This window comes from Azospirillum brasilense (assembly GCF_008365405.1).
In the GTDB taxonomy this organism is placed as follows: domain Bacteria; phylum Pseudomonadota; class Alphaproteobacteria; order Azospirillales; family Azospirillaceae; genus Azospirillum; species Azospirillum brasilense_D.
Genome location: NZ_QOKV01000003.1, coordinates 136,250 through 156,394, shown reverse-complemented (window position 1 = coordinate 156,394; position 20,145 = coordinate 136,250). Strand labels below are relative to the sequence as shown.

At 70.1% G+C, this 20,145-nt stretch carries 16 protein-coding genes; 13 read left to right on the top strand and 3 right to left on the bottom strand.

The window, feature by feature from the left end; translation table 11 throughout:
• Positions 1-11: 11 nt before the first annotated feature.
• Positions 12-704 (bottom strand): Crp/Fnr family transcriptional regulator, encoded by a 693-nt coding sequence (locus DS837_RS07455; protein ID WP_149164166.1) that lies wholly within the window; start codon positions 702-704, stop codon positions 12-14.
• Between the two features lie 227 nt (positions 705-931).
• On the opposite strand from DS837_RS07455, the gene DS837_RS07450 reads away from it, so the two are divergent.
• The 9 genes from DS837_RS07450 to DS837_RS07410 all read left to right on the top strand — a co-directional run bounded on the left by DS837_RS07450 (position 932) and on the right by DS837_RS07410 (position 12,682).
• Positions 932-3,205, top strand: coding sequence for a GNVR domain-containing protein (locus DS837_RS07450; protein ID WP_149164165.1), 2,274 nt, complete (start codon positions 932-934; stop codon positions 3,203-3,205).
• Positions 3,206-3,360: 155 nt separating this feature from the next.
• Positions 3,361-4,806: a flippase gene (locus DS837_RS07445; RefSeq protein ID WP_149164164.1), complete on the top strand. Its 1,446-nt coding sequence runs from the start codon at positions 3,361-3,363 to the stop codon at positions 4,804-4,806.
• A 229-nt stretch (positions 4,807-5,035) separates the two neighbouring features.
• Positions 5,036-6,391 carry a nucleotide sugar dehydrogenase gene (locus DS837_RS07440; RefSeq protein ID WP_149164163.1) on the top strand — a complete coding sequence of 452 codons (1,356 nt, stop codon included), beginning with the start codon at positions 5,036-5,038 and terminating at the stop codon, positions 6,389-6,391.
• A gap of 25 nt (positions 6,392-6,416) precedes the next feature.
• A complete protein-coding gene (locus DS837_RS07435) occupies positions 6,417-7,415 on the top strand; it encodes an NAD-dependent epimerase/dehydratase family protein (RefSeq protein WP_149164162.1) in 999 nt (332 codons plus the stop codon).
• A 14-nt stretch (positions 7,416-7,429) separates the two neighbouring features.
• Positions 7,430-8,401: a GDP-L-fucose synthase family protein gene (locus tag DS837_RS07430; protein ID WP_149164161.1), complete on the top strand. Its 972-nt coding sequence runs from the start codon at positions 7,430-7,432 to the stop codon at positions 8,399-8,401.
• Between the two features lie 6 nt (positions 8,402-8,407).
• Complete coding sequence (locus DS837_RS07425; RefSeq protein WP_149164160.1) at positions 8,408-9,667, top strand: glycosyltransferase family 4 protein; 1,260 nt, start codon at positions 8,408-8,410, stop codon at positions 9,665-9,667.
• The gene (locus tag DS837_RS07420; RefSeq protein WP_149164159.1) at positions 9,664-10,884 is read left to right on the top strand and encodes a glycosyltransferase; all 1,221 of its coding nucleotides are present in this window, start codon (positions 9,664-9,666) and stop codon (positions 10,882-10,884) included. The genes DS837_RS07425 and DS837_RS07420 overlap by 4 nt, the downstream gene beginning before the upstream one ends.
• Entirely contained in the window at positions 10,884-12,032 is a 1,149-nt protein-coding gene (locus tag DS837_RS07415) for a glycosyltransferase family 4 protein (RefSeq protein WP_170295776.1), read from the top strand. Before DS837_RS07420 ends, DS837_RS07415 begins: the two co-directional genes overlap by 1 nt.
• Positions 12,033-12,145: 113 nt before the next feature.
• On the top strand, positions 12,146-12,682 hold the full coding sequence (locus DS837_RS07410) for a hypothetical protein (RefSeq protein WP_149164158.1): 537 nt from the start codon (positions 12,146-12,148) through the stop codon (positions 12,680-12,682).
• A gap of 3 nt (positions 12,683-12,685) precedes the next feature.
• Here the strand turns inward: DS837_RS07410 and DS837_RS07405 are convergent, their stop codons facing one another.
• Together DS837_RS07405 and DS837_RS07400 are read right to left on the bottom strand one after the other, a co-directional pair.
• Positions 12,686-13,288, bottom strand: a complete 603-nt coding sequence (locus DS837_RS07405) for a demethoxyubiquinone hydroxylase family protein (RefSeq protein WP_149164157.1) — start codon at positions 13,286-13,288, stop codon at positions 12,686-12,688.
• Between the two features lie 4 nt (positions 13,289-13,292).
• Entirely contained in the window at positions 13,293-15,245 is a 1,953-nt protein-coding gene (locus DS837_RS07400) for a right-handed parallel beta-helix repeat-containing protein (protein ID WP_149164156.1), read from the bottom strand.
• Positions 15,246-15,524: 279 nt separating this feature from the next.
• Here DS837_RS07400 and DS837_RS07395 point away from each other — a divergent pair, with 279 nt between their 5' ends.
• Genes DS837_RS07395 through DS837_RS07380 form a run of 4 tightly spaced genes read left to right on the top strand, consistent with a single transcriptional unit; the run spans position 15,525 to position 20,096 of the window.
• Complete coding sequence (locus DS837_RS07395) at positions 15,525-16,952, top strand: hypothetical protein (RefSeq protein ID WP_149164155.1); 1,428 nt, start codon at positions 15,525-15,527, stop codon at positions 16,950-16,952.
• Positions 16,953-16,972: 20 nt separating this feature from the next.
• Positions 16,973-18,130, top strand: coding sequence for an alginate O-acetyltransferase AlgX-related protein (locus tag DS837_RS07390; RefSeq protein WP_149164154.1), 1,158 nt, complete (start codon positions 16,973-16,975; stop codon positions 18,128-18,130).
• Positions 18,131-18,159: 29 nt separating this feature from the next.
• Positions 18,160-19,164, top strand: coding sequence for a glycosyltransferase (locus tag DS837_RS07385; RefSeq protein WP_247889816.1), 1,005 nt, complete (start codon positions 18,160-18,162; stop codon positions 19,162-19,164).
• Positions 19,164-20,096 carry a glycosyltransferase family 2 protein gene (locus DS837_RS07380; RefSeq protein WP_247889815.1) on the top strand — a complete coding sequence of 311 codons (933 nt, stop codon included), beginning with the start codon at positions 19,164-19,166 and terminating at the stop codon, positions 20,094-20,096. Before DS837_RS07385 ends, DS837_RS07380 begins: the two co-directional genes overlap by 1 nt.
• The last annotated feature ends 49 nt before the right edge of the window (positions 20,097-20,145 follow it).

Below are 20,145 nucleotides of genomic sequence, written 5' to 3'. Positions count from 1 at the left end.
CTGTGACTCCGTCACACGCCGTCCGTGCGCTCCAGCGCCAGCAGCGCGTCGGGATCGCGCACCCCGACGCGCCCGCGCGACAGCTCCACGAAGCCGCGCCGCTCGAATTCCTTCAACTGGCGGCTGACCACCTCGCGCGCCGTGCCCAGCTCGACGGCCAGCGTCTGGTGGGTGGTGTCCAGCCCGCCGCGCGCGTCGCGGTGGTCGACCAGGAAGCGGGCCAGCCGCAGGTCGATGCGCCCGAAGGCCACCTCCTCCACCAGCATCATCATGCCGAGCAGGCGCGTGCCGAAGGAGGCGAAGACGAAGTCGCGGAACAGCGCGGATCGCGCCAGCAGCTCATGGAAGGCCCCGGCTCCGAGCGCGATGGCGTCCAGGTCCGTTTCGGCCACCCCCTCGGCGCTGTAGTCGGCGCGCGTCATCAGGCAGGCGGTGGTCAGGATGCAGGTCTCGCCGGCACCGACGCGGTAGAGAACGATCTCCCGCCCGGTCTCGGCGGTCATCTGGACCCGCACCGTGCCGTCCAGCAGCATGAGAAAATTGTGGCACAGGCTGCCGATGCGGAACAGCACCGTGCCGCGCGGCACCGCCATCCGTGCCCCCTGCGTGCGCAGGACGGCCTGTGCGTCGGGTTCCAGGGCGGACAGCGCCGGAAACGCACCGGCCCAGGCAGCGTCAATCTTTCCAACATGTTGCGGCAGCATGCCCGGCTCCCTTCGATCGACTATGACCATTATCCGCAAAGGGGCTTCCCCGGTCCACCCAAAGGACCGGCCCACCCAATGACACCTCCGGGGAGGGTACCCAATGAGCGTGTCTTCCCCACCATATGCCCTCCGGGCAGCATGAAACGGCCGGACGGTCGATGGCGTTCTAGGCAATCGTAACGCCCCGAACGGGGTGCCGTTCGGCATGCGAGGAGGAACCCGCTTTGGCCACCCAGGACATTCAGGATCAACCCCAGCGGCGGCAGGCGGCACCGGTTTCGGCACCGGTCTCCTTCGACCTGTCCACCGCGGCGGCCAGCGCGGTGCGCCGCACCACCGGCATGCTGCTGCGCCACAAGCTGTTGATCGGGACGGTGATCGTGCTGGGGACAGGCATCGCGGGCATCGTCGCCCTGCGCATGACGCCGCTCTACACCGCCCAGACCCTGATCATGGTGGAGCACCGCAAGAACCAGGTGATGAACTACCAGGAGGTCGTCTCCGGCCTCTCGACCGAGCTGGGCGCCCTGCAGAGCGAGGTGGCGATCCTGAAATCCCCCGCCTTCGCGGAGAAGGTGGTGGACAAGCTCGGCCTGATGAACGATCCGGAGTTCAACGCGGCGCTGCGGCCCGAGCAAACCAACTGGTTCTACTATCTGAACCCGAAGAACTGGATGCCCGACTCCTGGTGGAACAGCGCCCGTGGCGACCGGCCCGAGATCACGCTGAGCCCGGAGGAGAAGACAGCCAACGAGAGGACCTCGGTCGTCAACAGCTTCATCGAAAATCTGGCGGTGCGCCCGCAGGGCCGGTCCTACGTCATCGCCGTGGATTTCGACAGCGAGGACCCGCGCAAGGCCTCCCTCATCGCCAACACCATCGGCGAGATGTACCTCGTCGACCAGCTCGACGAGAAGTTCAAGGCGGCCAAGCGCGCCACCGCCTGGCTGGAGGAGCGCATTACCGAACTGCGCCGCGAGGCCAAGACGACCGGCGAGGCGGCGGAGAAGTACCGCGCCGAAAGCGGCCTGACCAGCGCCAACGGCGAATCCACCCTGATCGCCCAGCAGCTGGCCGAGCTGAACACCAGCTACGTCCTGGCCCGCACCAAGCGGCAGGAGGCGGAGGCCAAGCTGCGCGAGGTGACCACCCTGGCGCAGAGCCCGCGTGGCGTGTCGGCCATCGGCGACGTGCTCGGCTCCCCCCTGATCCAGGCGCTGCGCCAGCAGGAGGTCGAGCTTCAGCGCAAGATCGCCGACGCCGCCAACAAGTACGGCGCCCGCCACCCGACGCTGACCGCGCTGCAGAGCGAGCTGCGCGACCTGCAAGGCCAGATCAAGGCCGACGTGGGCCGCATCGTCCAGAACCTGAGCAACGAGGTGGAGGTCGAGCGCGGGCGCGAGGCCGCCCTGAAGACCAACCTCGACCAGCTCCAGGCCCAGCGCAACCAGCAGCAGGAATCCAACGTGACCCTGCGCACGCTGGAGCGCGACGCCGAGACCTCGCAGACCATGTACGAGGCGATGCTGACCCGCTTCCAGGAGATCGCCGGCCAGACCGAGATCCAGCAGCCCGACGCCCGCATCGTGTCGGAGGCGGCGATCCCCCTGAACCCGTCGCAGCCCGACAAGAAGATGATCGTGCTGCTGGCCCTGATCGCCTCGGCCACGCTGGGCGTTCTGCTGGCGATGCTGCGCGAGCAGTCGGAGCGCGGCTTCCGCAGCCCGCACCAGTTCGAATCGGTGACCGGCGTGCGCTCGCTGGGCATCGTCCCGGCCATCGGACGGCGGCGCCGCGGCACCTCGCCCGCCGCCTACGCCATCGACAAGCCGATGTCGGCCTTCGCCGAGGCGATGCAGAACCTGCGCACCACGCTGCTGCTCGCCAACCCCGACGGGCACCAGCGGGTGATCCTGTTCAGCTCCTCCGTCCCCGGCGAGGGCAAGAGTTCGATCGCCGCGGCCTTCGCCCGCATCTGCGCCAACGCCGGCCAGAAGACGATCATCCTGGACTGCGACATGCGCCGAAAGGGGCTGCACCCGATGCTGGGGCTGGAGAACCGGCACGGCCTGTACGAGGTGCTGTCCGGCGAATGCGCGCCGAACGAGGTGATCCAGACCGACCCGCGCACCGGCCTGCATTTCATCGCCTCCGGGCGCGGCTCCGCCTTGCCGCAGGACATGCTGGGCTCCAGCCGGATGCACCAGCTCATCTCGCGGCTGGCGCTGGAGTATGACCGGGTGATCCTGGACAGCCCGCCGGTGCTGGCGGTGTCGGAGGGCAAGCTGCTGGCGGCGCTGGCCGACCAGACGGTCTTCATCGTGCATTGGGGCAAGACCAAGCGGGAGACCGCCATGGCCGGGCTCAAGGAGATCGTCGAGGCGGGCGGCGAGGTGGTCGGCGTCCTGTTCTCCCAGGTCGATATCCGCCGCCACGCCCAATACGAGTTCCCGGACAGCGGGCGCTACCACGGCTACCGCCGCTACTACGCGAACTGACGGCGGCGCTTGAGAGAAGCGGTCGCGTCGGGCCCCCCTCCCGACCTCCCCCCGCTTTCGCAGGGGGAGGAGAAAAAGCCCCCCCTTGCGAAAGCGGGGGAGGTTTGGGTGGGGGCCCGAAGCCCGCACTTGCCATCACACCCAGAAAAGACCCGATGACCGCCGGACGACGCATTTTCCTGAACATCCGCGCGCTGGGGCTGGCCCGCGTCGCCACGCTGCTGAGCGGGCTGATCACCACGGCCTGGACGGCGCGCGCGCTCGGACCGGACGGGTTCGGCGTGCTGGGTTTCGGCACCTCGATGCTGGCCTACGCGGCGCTGTTCGTGAATCTCGGCCTGTCCACCTACGCGGTGCGCGAGATCGCCCGCGACCGGGAGAAGGCCACCGATCTCGCCGATCACGTGCTGACCCTGCGGATGCTGCTGGCCGTGCTGGTCGGCGGGCTCTACGTCCTGTTCGTGCTCCAGCTCGACAAATCGGCGCTGGTCAAGGCGGTGCTGCTGGTGCAGGCGGTGCAGTTGCTGGGCAACGCGCTGCTGCTCGACTTCGTCTATCAGGCGACGGAGCGGATGAGCGTCATCGCGGTGCGCGAGATCGGCACCTCGCTCGGCAACATGGTCGCCGTGCTGGCGCTGGTGCACGGGCCGGACGATCTGGCCGTCGCCGCCGGCATCACAGCCGTTTCCTTCGTCATCAACGCCGCCCTGATGCTGGTCCGCTTCAGCCGCGATTTCCGGATGCCACGGCCGCGGGTGGACCTCGCCAAGTGGCGGGACATCCTGAAGACCTCCGCCCCGATGGCGGTCAGCGTCTTCGCCTGGGCGCTGTTCTCCCACCTCGACCTGGTGATGCTGGGCTTCATGGCGCCGCAGACGGAGGTCGGCTGGTACGCCGCGGTAACCAAGCTGCTGGTGCTGTCGCTGACCGCGGGGAACATCATCCTCAGCGCCTTCATGCCGCAGCTCGCCGCCGCCTACGGCGACCGCGAGGCGATGCGGGCGCGGATGCGCGACTACGCCGCCACCACCCTGTCCATCGGCGCGCTGATCGCGGCGGGCGGCTTCACCCTGGCGCCGGCCATCCTGGGCACCGTCTTCGGCCCGGCCTATGCGCCGGCCGCCGACACGCTGCGCCTGCTGATGATCGCGGTCGCCATCGTGCACGTCAACCTGACGATGGGCAACCCGCTGCTCGTCTGGCACCGGCAGACCGGCTACATGACCGCCATCCTGATCGGCGGCCTGACCAACGCGGCGCTGAACCTGCTGCTGATCCCACGCTATGGGATCGAAGGGTCCGCCGTGGCGACGATCATCGCAGAGTTGACCGCCATGACCGGCCTCGCCTGGCTGCATCGGCGCGAGGTCGGGCAGCTCTATCTCGGAATCGCCGCGCGGGCGGTGCTGTGCGCCGCGCTCGCCATGGGAGTCACGCTGGGCTTGACCCACGCGCTGCCGGACCTGATGGCTCCCGCTCATCCTCTGCCGGCGCTGCTGATCGGCGGCAGCGTCCTGGTCGCGGTCTACGCGCTGGCGGCGCTGCTCACCGGGCTGGTCCGCCCGTCGCGGTTGCGCCGGTTGATCGTGGCGGCCGCATGACCCGCCCGCCTCATCCCGAATCCCGAAGGACGCCGACCGGACGCACCCTTGCCGCCGGTCCGGGGTACCACGAACAAAACAATGCCCGATCAACGGCATAGTCATTTCACGCCACCCCGAACGGCCGGAACAATGCCGCGTTGCAAGACGTTCGGATTGCGCATGGCGCGGGTGGCGGATGGCGGCGCCTTTGGATGCATGCTCCAATCACTAGCAGGATCGAAAGACTATGCTCCCAAAGTCCTTTCCCGACCGGAACGTCTGCGTGCTCGGTCTCGGCTATGTCGGGCTGACGCTGGGCGTCGCCATGGCGGACGCGGGGTTCCAGGTGCACGGCGTGGAAGTCCGGGACGAGGTGCTGGACAAGCTGGCCCACGGCATCCCCCACTTCCATGAGCCGGGCCTTGCCGAGACGCTGCGGCGCGTGATGGAACGCGGGCGCTTCACCTTCGGCCGCAAGCCGGAGAACAGCCGGGATTGCTCCGTCTTCATCATCACCGTCGGCACCCCGCTCGACCGCGACGGCCGCGTGCGCACCGACATGATCGAGGCGGCGACCCGCCAGGTGGCCGACTGCATCCACGACGGCGATCTCGTCATCCTGCGCTCCACCGTGAAGCTGGGAACGACGCGCGAGGTCGTGGCGCCGATCCTGCGCCGCACCGGCAAGCGCTTCGACATCGCCTTCTGCCCGGAACGCACGCTGGAGGGGCAGGCGCTGATCGAGCTGAACCAGCTTCCCCAGATCATCGGCGCGGAAAGCGTCGAGGTGGCGGCCCGCGCCTCGCAGATCTTCGGCATGCTGACCCCGACGACGGTCAAGGTCTCGACGCTGGAGACGGCGGAGATGATCAAGCTGGTGGACAACACCTACCGCGACGTCACCTTCGCCTTCGCCAACGAGATCGCCCGGCTGTGCAACGCCATGGAGGTCTCGGCGCTGGAGGTGTCGCGGGCGGGCAAGCTCGGCTACCCGCGCACGCAGCTTCCGCTGCCCGGTCCGGTCGGCGGCCCCTGCCTGGAGAAGGACCCGCACATCCTGATTGAATCCGCCCGCGAGTTCGGGGTGGAGATGGACATCACCGCCGCCGGGCGCCGCATCAACGAAAGCCAGCCGCTCGAGGTGTCGCACTTCCTGGAGCGGCTGACCGGCTCGATGCAGGGCTTCCCGCAGGAGCCGACCATCAGCCTGATGGGCCTCGCCTTCAAGGGCCGCCCGGCGACCGACGACTTGCGCGGCACCATGGCCAAGCCGCTGTTCGAGGAGTTGCGCACCCGCTTCCCCAAGGCGCGCTGGCGCGGCTTCGACGCGGTGGTGGCGGCGGACGACATCCGCGGCTTCGGGCTGGAGCCCGCCAACAGCATGGCCGAGGCGGTGGATGGCGCCAACCTCGCCGTCATCCTGAACAACCACCCGGTCTTCACCTCCATGCCGCTGCCGGATCTGGCGCGCCGCATGGACCGGCCGGGGGTCATCTACGACTTCTGGAACAACTTCAACAGCCGCGAGGTGGACCTGCCGGAGGGCACGGCCTACGTGGCGCTGGGCAGCCACGGCGCCGCCCGCTTCGCCCATGTCGCTTGACGCCGCTGCCTGAGGGAAAAGACCAATGCCGAAACATTACCTCGTCACCGGGGGCAGCGGCTTCATCGGCGCCGCCCTGGTGCGCCGGCTGGTGCGCGACGGACACCGCGTGCGCGTTCTCGACGACAACTCCCGCGGCCACCCGCGCCGGCTGGGCGACGCGGTGGACGCGGTCGAGTTCGTGTCCGGCGACATCCGCGATCCGGCGGCGGTGGACAAGGCGGTGCGCGGCGTCGACGGCGTGCTGCATCTGGCCGCCGTCAACGGCACCAAGCATTTCTACGAGAAGCCGGAGGTGGTGCTGGACGTCGGCGTGCGCGGCATGCTGAACGTGCTGGACGCCTGCCGGTCGAACGGGGTCGGCGATCTGGTCGTCGCCTCCTCCTCCGAGGCCTACCAGACCCCGCCGATGGTCCCGACGCCGGAGGACATCCCGCTGGTCGTGCCGGACGTGCTGAACCCGCGCTACAGCTACGGCGGGTCGAAGCTGATCTCGGAACTTCTGGCGGTCAACTGGGGCCGCACCGGCTTCGACCGCGTCGCCATCTTCCGCCCGCACAACGTCTACGGCCCCGACATGGGCTGGGAGCATGTGGTGCCGGAGTTCGTGCGCCGCGCCGTGGAGGCCATCGACCGCAGCCCGGAGGTTCTCGTGCCCTTTCCCATCCAGGGCGACGGCACCCAGACCCGCGCCTTCGTCCACATCGACGACGCGGTGGACGGCATCATGACGGTGATCGAGCGCGGCGAGCATCTCGGCATCTATCACGTCGGCAACCCGGAGGAGATCTCCATCGCCGAACTCGCCCGGCAGATCGTCGCCGCGCTGGGGCGGGTGGCGGACATCCAGATCGGACCGCCCGCCCCCGGCGGCACCCAGCGGCGCAGCCCCGACATCGCCCGCCTCTCCGCGCTCGGCTACACGCCGCGCATCCCGCTGAAGGACGGTCTGCCCGGCGTGGTGGACTGGTACGCCGCCCGCAGCCGCGACGGCGACGCCCCGATCGCCAGCGCCGCCGAATAAGGGAACCGAGACCCATGGAGCGAAACAGCCGCATCTTCGTCGCGGGGCACCGCGGCCTCGTCGGTTCGGCCATCGTCCGCCGTCTGGTGGAGGGCGGCTACGACGACCTCGTGCTGCGCGGCCGCGACGAGTTGGACCTGACCGACCAGGCCGCGGTGCGCGCCTTCTTCGACCGGGAGAAGATCGATTACGTGATCCTGGCCGCGGCCAAGGTCGGCGGCATCCTGGCGAACGAGCGCTTCGGCGGCGACTTCATCCGCGACAACCTGCTGATCCAGACCAACGTCATCGACGCGGCCTGGCGGGCGGGGGTAAGGAAGCTGCTGTTCCTCGGCTCCTCCTGCCTCTACCCGAAGTTCGCGGAGCAGCCGCTGAAGGAGGAGGCGCTGCTGACCGGCCCGCCGGAGCCGACCAACAAGCCCTACGCCATTGCCAAGATCGCCGGCATCACCCAGTGCCAAGCCTACCGGCGCCAGTACGGCTTCAACGCCATCTGCGCCATGCCGTCCAACCTCTACGGCCCCGGCGACCATTTCGACCCGGAGGGCTCGCACGCCATCCCCGGCATGATCCGGCGCTTCCACGACGCGAAGATGGAGCGGGCGCCGAGCGTCACCCTGTGGGGCACAGGAACGCCGCGGCGCGAGTTCCTGTACGTCGACGACATGGCCGACGCCTGCCTGCACCTGATGGAGCGCTACGACGGCGAGGACATCATCAACGTCGGCCCCGGCGAGGACATCGCCATCGGCGATCTGGCCCGGCTGATCCGCGGTGTGGTCGGCTACGAGGGGACGCTGACCCAGGACCTGAGCAAGCCGGACGGCCACCCGCGCAAGCTGATGGACGTGTCGCGCCTGTTCGCCACCGGCTGGCGGCCCAAAGTCGGGCTGGAGGAGGGGCTGAGCCGCACCTACGGCTGGTTCCTGGAGAACGCCGCCCCGCCGGCTCCGCGGCCCGCCGCCACTGGCGAAGCCGCGGAGTGACCGCCGATGCCCGATGACTCCACACCCCTGCGCACCCGGACCGTGGCTCCGGCCGCCCTGCCGCCATCGGTCCTGCTGGTGGCGATGAGCTATTGGCCGGAACCCGCCGGCAGCGCACCGATGATGACCGACCTCGCCACCGCCTTCGCCGCGGCGGGAACGGACATGACGGTTCTGACCGCCCGCCCCAACTATCCGGGCCACGCCATCTACGACGGCTACGCCGACGGGGCGGAGGACCGCCGCACCGTGAACGGCGTCCGCATCGAGCGGCTGCTCACCATCCCGCCGAAGGGCGGCGGCATGAAGGCCCGGCTGATCCACGAGGGGGTGCTTCACGCCGGCTTCCTGGCGGCCCGCGCCCGCGGACGCGTCGCGCGGCACAAGGCCGTGCTGTCGCTCTGCCCCTCCATCTTCAGCGTCGCCGTCGCCGACCGCTTCCGCGCGCCGGGCGGGCGGCACATCGCCATCGTCCACGACATCCAGTCGGGCCTCGCCGGCGCGCTGGGCATGGGCGGCGGGGCGGCTCTCAAGGCCATTCAGGCGGTGGAGCGCACCGCACTGAACCGCGCCGACGGCATCGTCGTGCTGTCGGAGGCGATGGCCGACGTGCTGCGCGATCTCGGCGTGCGGCGGCCGATCACGGTGATTCCGCCCCACGTCGACGCCGACGCCGTCCGCCCCCTGCCCCGGCCGGAGGGCCAGCCGCCGACCGTGCTCTACAGCGGCGCCTTCGCCCGCAAGCAGGGGCTGGACCAGGTGCTGGAGATGGCCCGCCACCTCCACGCGCTGCGCCCCGACGCCCGCGTGCTGCTGCGCGGCCAGGGCGGGCTTGAGGAGGAGCTGAAGGCCCAGGCCAAGGCGATGGCGCTGCCCAACGTGGAGTTCGCCCCGCTGATCGCCTCCGACCGGCTCGCCGAGGGACTGGCCGAGGGCGACGTGCATCTGGTGCCGCAGCGACCGGAGGGGGCGGCCTTCGCCATGCCGGGCAAGGCGGTGACCATCCTGGCCGCCGGGCGGCCCTTCGTCTGCACCTGCCTGCCGGGCTCCGCGCTCGACCGGCTGGGGACGGAGATCGACGCCTTCCGGCGCATCCCGCCCGACGCGCCGGAGGCGATGGCGCAGGCCGTGGCCGACCTGTTGAACGATCCCGCCCGGAGCGCCTCCATGGGCCGCCGGGGCCGCGCCTGGGTGGAAGGCAACGCCAGCCGCAGCGCCGTCCTCGCGCAATACGCCGCGCTGCTGCTGGGAGACGACGCCGCATGACGAAGCCCGCCCTGGTCTTTTCCTGGGAGATGTTCGGCCCCTACCACATGGACCGCTTGGAGGCGGTCGGGCGACGGCTCGGCCATCTCTACGACGTGGTCGGCCTGGAGGTCGGGTCGAAGTCCCACACCTACGCCTGGGACTCCACCGGGGAGGGGCAGCATTTCCGCAAGGTCACGCTGTTCCCCGGACGCTCCAAGGCGGACATCCCGGCCTTCCAGGTCTACCGCGCCCTGCTGCGCGAATGCCGGGCGGCGGGGGCCAGCCACGTCTTCCTGTGCCATTACGAGGAGCCGGACGTCTTCGCCCTGGCGGTGACGATGCGGCTGATGGGCCGGCGCGTCGTCAACATGAACGCCTCGAAGTTCGACGACAAGCCGCGCGTCCTCTGGCGCGAGGCGCTGAAGTCCCTGCTCTACAAGCCCTATCAGGCGGCGATCGGGGGCAGCCACCGCACCGTCGACTACTACCGTTTCCTGGGACTGCCCAAGGACCGGCTGTTCATCGGCTACGACACCCTGTCGCTGGAGCGGGTGCGCCGGCTGTCCGGCATGACCCCGGCTCCGGAGGGCGTGCCCTTCGCCGAGCGGCACTTCACGATCATCGCCCGCTTCGTGCCGAAGAAGAACCTATTCCGCGCGGTCGAGGCCTACGACCTCTACCGCCGGCTGGCGGGAGACGCGGCGCGGCCCCTGCACCTCTGCGGCTCCGGCCCGCTGGAGACCGATCTGCGGGCGGAGGTCGCCAAGCGCGGGCTGGAGGGGCAGATCATCTTCCGCGGCTTCCTTCAGGAACAGGGCATCGCGGAGACGCTGGGCTCCACCCTGTGCCTGCTGCTGCCCTCGCTGGAGGAGCAGTTCGGGCTGGTCGTGAACGAGGCGCTGGCGATGGGCGTGCCGACGATCCTGTCCGACCAGTGCGGCGCCCGCGACGTGCTGATCCGCAGCGGGCTGAACGGCCACATCGTCGAGCCCGACAATCCGGAGGGGCTGGCCCGCTACATGCTGTCCGTCGCGTCGGACGAGGCGGAGTGGCGCCGCCTCAGCCTCAACGGACGGCCCTTCCAGACGCTGGCCGACGCCGGCTTTTTCGCGGAGGCCGTGGAGAAGGCCCTGCACAGCCTGGGCGCCCGTCCGGCGGCGTCCGTACTGGAAACCGCCGCACCGGAAAGTGCCAACGAAAGCGCCCGAAAGGGCACCCGTGAAAGCGAAGCCTGATGACCGACCGCCGCAACACCCCTCACATCGTCGTCTCGGGCCGCCTTCCCCCGCCCACGGACGGGATGAGCCGGGTCACCGCCCTGGTGCTGGACCGCCTGCGCAACCGCGGCCCGGTGGAAGCCACGGTGGAGGTCGCGGACCTGTCGCCGGGCTGGAACGGCGGCGGCCTGCGCTACCACGCGGCCAAGGCCATGCGCGTCCTGCTGGCGGGCTTGCGGCTGGCGGCCGGGGCGACGATCCCCGAACGGCGCTTCTACATGCCCGTTGATTCGGGGCTGGGCATCTTCTACACGGCGGCGCTGGCCGGCACGGCGCGGCTGTTCGGCTATGAGCGCACGCTGCACCACCATTCCTTCGCCACCATCTCCAAGCCGACCTGGCGGATGAGCCTGCTGACCCGTCTCGCCGGCACGGACTGCATGCATGTGCTGCTCTGCCCGGCCATGCAGGCGCGGTTCCAGGCGCTCTACCCTGCGGCGAAAACGGCGATGAGCGTGTCCAACGCCATCTTCACCCCGCCGGTGCCACGGCCGCGCCACGGCAAGTCCGGTCCGCTGCGCATCGGCCACCTGTCCAACCTGTGCGCCGACAAGGGGCTGGACACGCTGTTCACCCTGCTGCGCGCCTTGAGGTCGGAGGGAGTGGACGTCACTCTGGTGCTGGCCGGGCCGGGTCTGGGGCGCATGGACAACGCACTGGTCGCGGCGGGGCTGGCGGCCTTCGACGGCGACGTGGAGTACCGCGGGCCAGTGGATGACGACGCCAAGGCGGCCTTCTACCGCGACATCGACGTCTTCGTCTTCCCCACCCGCTACCGCAACGAGGCGCAGCCGCTGGTGCTGTTCGAGGCGATGGCGGCGGGCGTCCCGGTGCTGGCCTATGACCGCGGCTGCATCGGCAGCGACATCCCCCGCCCCGGCCTCGTCCCGCAGGACCGGGACTTCATCCAGGCGGTGCTGCCGGCGCTGCGCCTCTGGGCCAAGGACCGCGACGCTCTGGCGCTCGCCTCCGAACAGGCCCACGCCCGCGCCCGCGCCGCACACGAGGCCGGGCACAGCGGCATGGACGCGCTGCTCGACCGCATCGCCGGCCCGCTGCCCGAAGCCGCCGGAACCGCCGTCCGCCCGAAACGCGCCATGGGCTGACCGCCCCAGGGTGGAATTTCTTCGATGCCAATCGCGTTTTCAGATGAGGCGGCTGGACCCGCGGGCCGGGATGCGCCATCATCGGGGCATACATCCGCAATCCGGCCGACTCGATGAACCCCACCGGCAAGAAAGCCCCAGCCAATCCCTTGAGCCAAGCCAGGGCCGTTCCGCCGGAAGAATCCATCGACAGGGACACGAAAGCGGTTCACCCTGAGGCGGCCGGATGCTCCACCACGCCGGCTTCCGCGCAGGAACGGACGGTACGCATGGCTTACGTGACCCAAGACAAGTTCAACGAAGCCATCGACGAACTTGGTAACCACATCGATCGTCGGCTGACCGCGCTCGAAACCGAGGTGAAGTCTCTGCGCACCGACATGGTGCAGGGCTTCGAAAAGGTGGACCAGCGTTTCGAGGCCATCGACCAACGGTTCGAGGCGATTGATCAACGGTTCGAGGCGATCGACAACCGGTTTGAGGCGATCGACCAACGGTTCGACGCCATGGATCGGAAATTCGAGTCGATTGACCAGCGTTTCGAAAATCTCGAAGGGTCGCTGGCCGCGTCGAACAAGGTCCACAACGACAATCACCTGGAACTGAAACAGATGCTCGGCGTCCTGCTCCAGGAAATCCGCAGCAAATAACCGTCACACCCAGCGCGCCGCCCTCACCCCCACGCGGGACAGCAGCACCGCCACCCCCGCCAGCGCGCGGGCGGTCCAGGGCGGTGCCGGGTCGAGACGGGCGGCGTCGTGGGCATGGAGACGCTCGTCGAGGCGGCAGGCCTCCAGCAGGTTCAGCAGGTCCGGATCGGGGGCAAGCCGCCGCGCCAAGGCGATCTGCCGGGCGTAATGCCCGTCCACCCACGCTTCCACCCCGGCGACCACCGCGTAGACATAGGGCGGGCCGAGCCACGCCGGCAGCCCGCCCATCATCCGGCCCGACCAGAGCCAGAAGCCCATCGGAGCGCTGCGCCTGTCCGGTGGCAGGACCGCCTCGAACAGCCGCAGGTGCCGCCGCTCGACCCGGCGGTGGGACGCGGCGAAGCGCAGGACCTTCGGATCGGTGGTGGCGCCGGCGACGCCGTCGTAAAGAGCGACCGCCACGGTCTCTCCGACATGGCTGGCGCGCAACTCGCGACGGATACGCGGCGGCAGGGCGGACAGGTCGAGCTGCGGCGGCGCCAGCCCGATGGTGGCGGACGGCGGCGCCTCGGCAGACGAGTTGGGCGAGGGAATGCGGGTGTCCACGGGCTCAGCGCGCCCCTTCCGGACCGATGCGCGACCAGGGAAGCTCCTGGAAGCCGATCTTCAGGGCGGGGGAGTTCGGGCGCAGGCGGTAGTCGTCCTTCGCTGGGTTCATGAAATAGGGGTCCGGCAGGTTGCCTCCTTGAACGGAGCGCGCCTGCGTCCGTTCCATGGGCGCGCCCGGCGCGCGCAGGCCGCGGCCCGGACGGTCGAAGATGTTGTTCTCCAGCCGGTATTCGCCGCCGGTCAGCGCGGTCACCAGCTGCTCCACCGGAACGCGGGCGTGGATGAGGTTGCGGCTGGCCTCGTTGTCGCGCAGGAAGCCCGCCGTCCCCGCCTTGGGCACCCATTCGAAGCGCAGGAAGCGGTCGCGCTCGTCGGTCAGCACGGCGATGTTGTTCTCCACCCGGTTGCCGTCACCGCCATGGATGAAGACCGACGCCCAGCCCGTGTCCTCCAGGAAGTTGCCCTCCACCCGCACGCCGTTGGTCAGGTCGTCCAGATAGACGCCGAAGCCCTTGTAGCGGGTCATCCAGCGCCCCGCCGCGTCGGTGGCGATCCCGCCGGTCCCCCGGATGTCGTTGAAGCGGATGACCAGCTTGGTGTCGATGTCGCTGCGCCCCAGCGTCTCGATGGCGCCGAGGTCGGCGGTCTCCCGCCCGACGTCGCGGATGCGGTTGTACTCGATCACGTTGTCGGTGTTCTTGGTCTCCGGGTTCCAGTTCTTCATGGAGATGCCGTAGCGCGCGGCGTGCCGGATGTCGTTGTGGGCGATCCGCGTGCGGGTCACCCCGGCGGTCATGATGCCGGCGCTGTAGAGGTTCACCTCCCCGACATGGCGGATAATGTTGGCGACGATCTGGTTGCCGGTGCTGCCGGGTGTGAGTTCGATCCCGCTGCGCCCCAGATGCTCCAGGCGATTGCCGCGCACCTCACTGTCGGAGACGCCGACCAGCAGCACACCCGTCCCGACCGCGGAGAAGCGGTTGTCGAGGACGCGGTGCCCCGAACCGCCGGCCAGCCGCACCGCCGCCCCGTTGTAGGGAACGTCGGCGAAGGACAGCCCGTCGAGCGTGATGGAATCCGCCTTCTCCGCCTGGATCAGCGGGGCGGTGCGCGCCACCACCGCCTCGCCGTCGCGGGCGAAGGCCGTCGGGTCGTGGGGGCGGAGCAGCAGGCGCCGGTCCTTGGCGCTCCAGGCGAACTGGCCAGGGAATTTCAGGAAATCGGGATGGCCGAGCAGGCGGAAGGTGCTGCCGTCGCGGAACGGGTACCAGCCGTCGCGGTCCAGAACCAGCGTGCCGTTGCGGTCGATGCGCTCGATGCCGCGGATGTCGTCGGCCTGCCGCTCGCGGTCGAGCGCCTGGACGCGCACGCCGGGGACCGCCCAGGCCGCCTGAACGGTGCCGGGCGGAAAGCGGAACTGCCGCTTGTCGCCGCCGCCCTTGGTCTGCTGGGCGACGAACCAGCCGCTGCGGATCGGGTCCTGCGGGTCGAAGGCGCCGCTCTGCGCCGCGCGCAGCCGCACCCCGCCGACGGTGACGTCCAACCCCGGCTCGCGCGCCAGCGGGGCGGAGACGGTGCCGTCGCGCTCCGCCTTGAAGCCCGTCACCACCTCGCCGCCCGAGAAGACCGGGGTCTCGCCGGGAAAGGCGGCGATGCGCAGCCCGGAATCCTCCGGCCCCAGCGTCACCGTGTCGGTCAGCCGGTGGGTGCCGCCGCGCAGCAGGATCAGGTGCAGCCCGCGCTTGCGCGCCTCCTCCACCGCGCGGGCCAGCGTGGCGACCGGGCCATCCCGCCCGTCCGGTGTGGAGGCGGCGACCCGCCCGGACCAGCGGTCGTCGCCCTGGGGGGAGACGTGGATCGCCGGCTCCGCCGCGAAGGACGGGGTGGGACCAGCCAGGAACAGGACCAGCCACAACAGCCCGCCCGCGAAGAGTCCAGGAATCCGGCGCGTCATATCACCTCCGTTCCGCACCCCAGCGAAACTGGCGGCGGGGGGCGGATGAAGCAAAAGCGCGGACGGGGTGCCTCGAAGGCGCGGCACGGATAGCCCTGACCGGACAGCCCTCGCCGTCTGCGTTCCCGGACGGGTGGACCCGACCGGGGCCGGCGGTGTTGCTTCCGGGGAGTGTCGCTCTCGCTCCCGAGGGCCGGCACGACGACACCGCCCCACAGGCCGTCACCACGGGCCGTGGCCGGCGGTGCCGCGCGTTCACGAGGCCAAGCGGAGTCCGGCATGATCGAAACGGCGTTGATCGCGCAGGTGCTGGTGGTGGCCCTGGTCGCCGTGGTGTTCCTCAGCACCGGCACCGCGTCGATGTTCCACCCGCTGACCTACTATCTGATCTTCCACACGCTCGTCTTCGTGATCCGACCGCTGCTGGTCCATGGCTTCGGCATCGACAACGCCTGGCTGTTCATGGGCTATTGGCCGAGTGCGGCGGAGTTCGTGAAGTCGCTGACGGTCAGTTCGGTCGCGCTCGTCGCCTTCTCCGCCGCCTGCGGCTGGGCCGGGCGGGTGAAACCGGATTTCAGCCGGGCGCCCACCTTCACCTTCGACCGGCTGGACATCACCGCCTTCGCCCTGACGGTGGCGGCGCTGGGACCGCTGGCCATCTATTCGGCGATCCTGCGCCAGGACGGCGCCGACTTCACCGGCACCGGCGACGTGCAGATGGAGCGCGACCCGCTGACCGGCCAGCCGGTCTACGTCAACACCACCGGCTACATCGCCGAGGCCCATTCGATGGGCCTGCCGCTGACGCTGGGCATCATCTGGGTCAGCCGCTTCCATCCGCTGTCCTTCATCCCCTTCATCGCCTTCGTCAGCTACCGCGCCTATCTGGGCTGGGGGCGCTGGGCGATCATCATGGGCGTGCTGGGCATGGTGCTGCTGATCCTCTACCACACCCGCACCAAGTGGTTCCGCTGGTGGCAGCTCGCCTGCGGCCTGCCGGTGCTGCTGCTGTTCCACACGCTGGGCAACAACCGCGACTTCCTGCGCGGCGTGCTTGCCGGCACCGAGAGCCCGGGCAAGCTGTTCAGCGTCTTCCAGGGCGGCCAGGGCTCCTTCGTGGAAAGCGTGTCGAACCAGGACATCGCCAACTTCGACTTCCTGGCCTTCATCCTGTGGGCGGTGCCGCAGCAGTCGGGCACCTACACCTGGTTCACCCAGTATCTTCAGCTCTTCACCGAGCCGATCCCGCGCATGCTGTGGCCGGACAAGCCGATCGGCGCGCCGATCAAATGGGTGTCGCTGCATGATTTCGGCAATTTCTCCAACCTGACCACCTCGCTGGCCGGCGACGGCTGGATGAGCGCGGGGTGGATCGGCGTGATCGTCACCATGGTGGTGGTCGGGCTGATCCTGGGCCGGCTGCACCGCTGGTTCTGGGAGTCGGGCGTCACCAACCGCTACGCGGTGCTGTTCTATTGCGCCTTCATCCCGCTGTCGCTGCAATGGTACCGCGACGGCAACATCACCATCGTCAAGTTCGGCTTCTTCTCGCTGCTGCCCATCCTGCTGTGGATCGGCGCGACCAAGGCGCTGCGCCTGTGGATCGGCGACTCCGCCGGGTCGCCGCTCGCCCAACGCCGCATGTCCGTCTTCCACAAGCCCGCCTTCCGCCTGCCCGGCTTCCGGTTCCCCGCGGACCGGGCGTGAGGCGACCGGTGAGGGGCGGGTTGGACAGGATCGTTCTGCGCGGGCTGGCCCTCGCCGCCGCGCTGGTCCTGCCGCTGGCCTTCGCGCTGGACCCGCCGGACGGCGACCTGACGGAGCTGGGCGGCTACGCGGAGAACCGTTTCGGACCCAGAATGCCCCAGGCGATCTTCGTGCCGCCGCTGGCCGAGGCGGCGCGGCCCGGTGCCGGTTACGACGTTATGGTCTTCGGCGATGGCTTCTCCCGGCCCGAGGCGGAGGAGCGCCACGGCCGCTACGGCCGTTATTGGACCGACCATCTGCGCAACCTGACCGGCCTCTCCGTCGGCGTGCGGCCCGCGGGCGCGGCCCCGCTGGCCGCCTATCTGGCCTCCCCCGACTTCCGGGAGCGCCCGCCGCGCGTGGTGATACTGCAGTTATCGGAGCGCGACCTGGGGGAGCCCGTCGGCGGGCTGGCGCTGTCCACCGTCACCGCCCCCCGCTCCTACGGCATGGCGACCCTGCCCCCCCTCGCCGTCGAGCCCCTCAACCGCCAGCCGCGGTCCCTGGAGCGCTCCCGCGCCCAGGCCTGGAACCCGCCGCCCATCGGCCACGCGCTCGACCTGCTGCTCAAGGCGCTGCCGCGCGCGGTGCTGAACGTGACCGGCAGTCCGGTGGAAGAGCGGTCCCTGGCCTACGCGGGCCTGTTCAGCTCCGCCGCCGCGACGACCACCCTCTTCCGCGCGGAGGATTTCCAGCCCTGGCGCACCGACCGCCGCCTGCTGGAGGAGCGCCGCGCCGGGTTGCACGCGATCCAGGACGCGGTGCAGGCCAACGGGGTGACGCGCTTCCTGCTGCTGATCGCGCCGGACAAGGGGACGGTCTACGCCGATTTCCTGCTCACCCCCCCACCCCACCGGTCCGCGGTGGACGAGGTCATGGCCGCCGACCCGACGCTTCAGGCGGTGCCGCTGGCCGCCGGCCTGACGGCGCTGGCCGCGGGCGGGGTGCGCGATCTCTACGCGCCCAACGGCAGCCGCTGGGGGCTGGAGGGGCAGCTCTACGCGGCGCGGACGGTTGCCCGCGCCCTGGGGCAGCTGGGCGTGCTGTCCGGCGCCACCGACCCATCGCCGGACGTCGCCATCCTGCCCTGCCGGCCGGACCAGGGCGACTGCACCCCCACACGCACCCAAACCGACTGATGGACAGGACCAGGAGGAACCGCCCAGCCATGGCTCACGACACACTCCCGGCGGACAGCGTTTCGGCGGACATCGCCCACGGCGTCGTGGCGATCGTCGTCACCCACAACCGCCTGCCGCTTCTCGCCACCTGCGTCGCGGCGATCCTCGGGCAGCAGCCGCGGCCGGAGCGGCTGGTGGTGGTGGACAGCGGCTCCAGCGACGGCACGCCGGAGTGGCTGGCCGCGCAGGCGGAGGAGCGGGACGACGCGCTGGTCGTGGTGCGGCAGGCCAACTGCGGGTCCGCCGGCGCCTACCACACCGCCTTCGAGACGGCGCTCGGCCTCGGCGCCCGCTGGATCTGGAGCACCGACGACGACGGCATCCCGCAGCCCGGCGCGCTGGCAGAGCTGCTGGTCCAGGCGCGGCACCACGGCCTGTCCATGGTCGGCCCGCTGGTGCTGGCGGTGGAGGACCGCTCCACCCTGGCCTTCCCCATGCAGGGCACCCGCGACCCGGACAGCCTGATGGCGCGGGCGGTCGACGGGCTGGCGCCGGGCACCATCGCCCTGTTCAACGGCACGCTGATCGGCCGCGCCGTCTTCGAGCAAATCGGCAACGTGAAGCGTGAGATGTTCATCTGGGGCGACGAGTACGAGTTCACCCTACGCGCCCGCCGCGCCGGGCTGAAGGTCGGCACGGCGGTGAAGGCGCTCCACATCCATCCCGGCATGTCGCGGACGGAGCACAAGGTGCTGGGCGGCCGGCTGGGCACGGTGGAGACGATGCGGGCCGACCGGGCGCCGCATTTCTTCCGCAACATGGGCTACATCCACGCCAACTACGAGAAGGCGGGGGTGATCCCGCGCATGATCGCCAAATACACCGCCCATTATCTGGTGAACCGGGACGTCCGCGGCCTGCGGGTCTTCCTGGACAGCTACCTGTCCGGCCTGCGCGACGAGTATCCGGAGGAGCTGAAGCGCCCGCCGGTCCGGCTGCCCCTGCCCGAGCGGCCGCGCGCCGCCCCGTCCTCCTCCAGCGAGGTCGCCTGATGCCCAGCGTCAGCGCCGTCATCGCCACCTTCAACCGCGCGCCGGAACTGCGCACCGCGCTGTCCCGCCTGCTCGCCCAGACGCACCCCGTCGCGGAGATCCTGGTGGTGGACGACGGGTCCACGGACGGCACCGACGCCATGGTGCGGGGGGAGTTCCCCACCGTCCGCTACGTCCGGCTGCCGCACAACGCCGGGCTGATCTACGCCCGCAACTTCGGCTTCGTGAACACGGCGGGCGACTATGTGCTGTCGGTGGACGACGATTCCTGGTTCGCCGAGCCGGACGGCCTCGCCCGCGCGGTGGCCTACATGGAGACTCACGCCGACGTGGCGGCGGTGGCCTGCAACATCGAGACGCGCGACGGGCTGGTCTATTTCCCGCCCCAATCCGATCCCTTCGACGCGCCCTGGTACGTCGGCTGCGGCCATCTGCTGCGCCGCCGCGCGGTCGCCGCCGTCGGCCTCTACATGCCGGAGCTGTACCGCCAGGGGGAGGAGAAGGACCGCTGCCTGCGGCTGATCGGCGCCGGCCACCGGGTGGTCGCCCTGCCCGGCATCATGGTCTACCACGATAAGAGCGAGAAGGGCCGCAAGCCGGGGCTGGAGCGTTTCTACAACCACCGCAACGACCTGATCCGCGAGGTCGCCCGCTGCCCCGCCGGCCTGCTGCCCTGGCGATTCGCGCGGAGCTGGATCGGCAACAGCTGGAAGAACCTGCGCCACGGCCCACGGCTGACCGACCTGAAGGTCCTGCTGGCCCTGCCGGAAATCCTCCGCATCGGCCTGAAGCACCGCGCTCCCGTCAGCGAGGACGCCTACCGCCGCTGGCTGCACCTGTCCAAGACGGCCGCACCCAATTCCCCTCCCCTGCAAAGCGGGGGAGGGTCAGGGAGGGGGCACAAAACTTCGGGTAGGATGGCTTCATTCTGACTGGCATCCACCTTTTCATCGTCACCCCCGCGCAGGCGGGGAGCCAGGA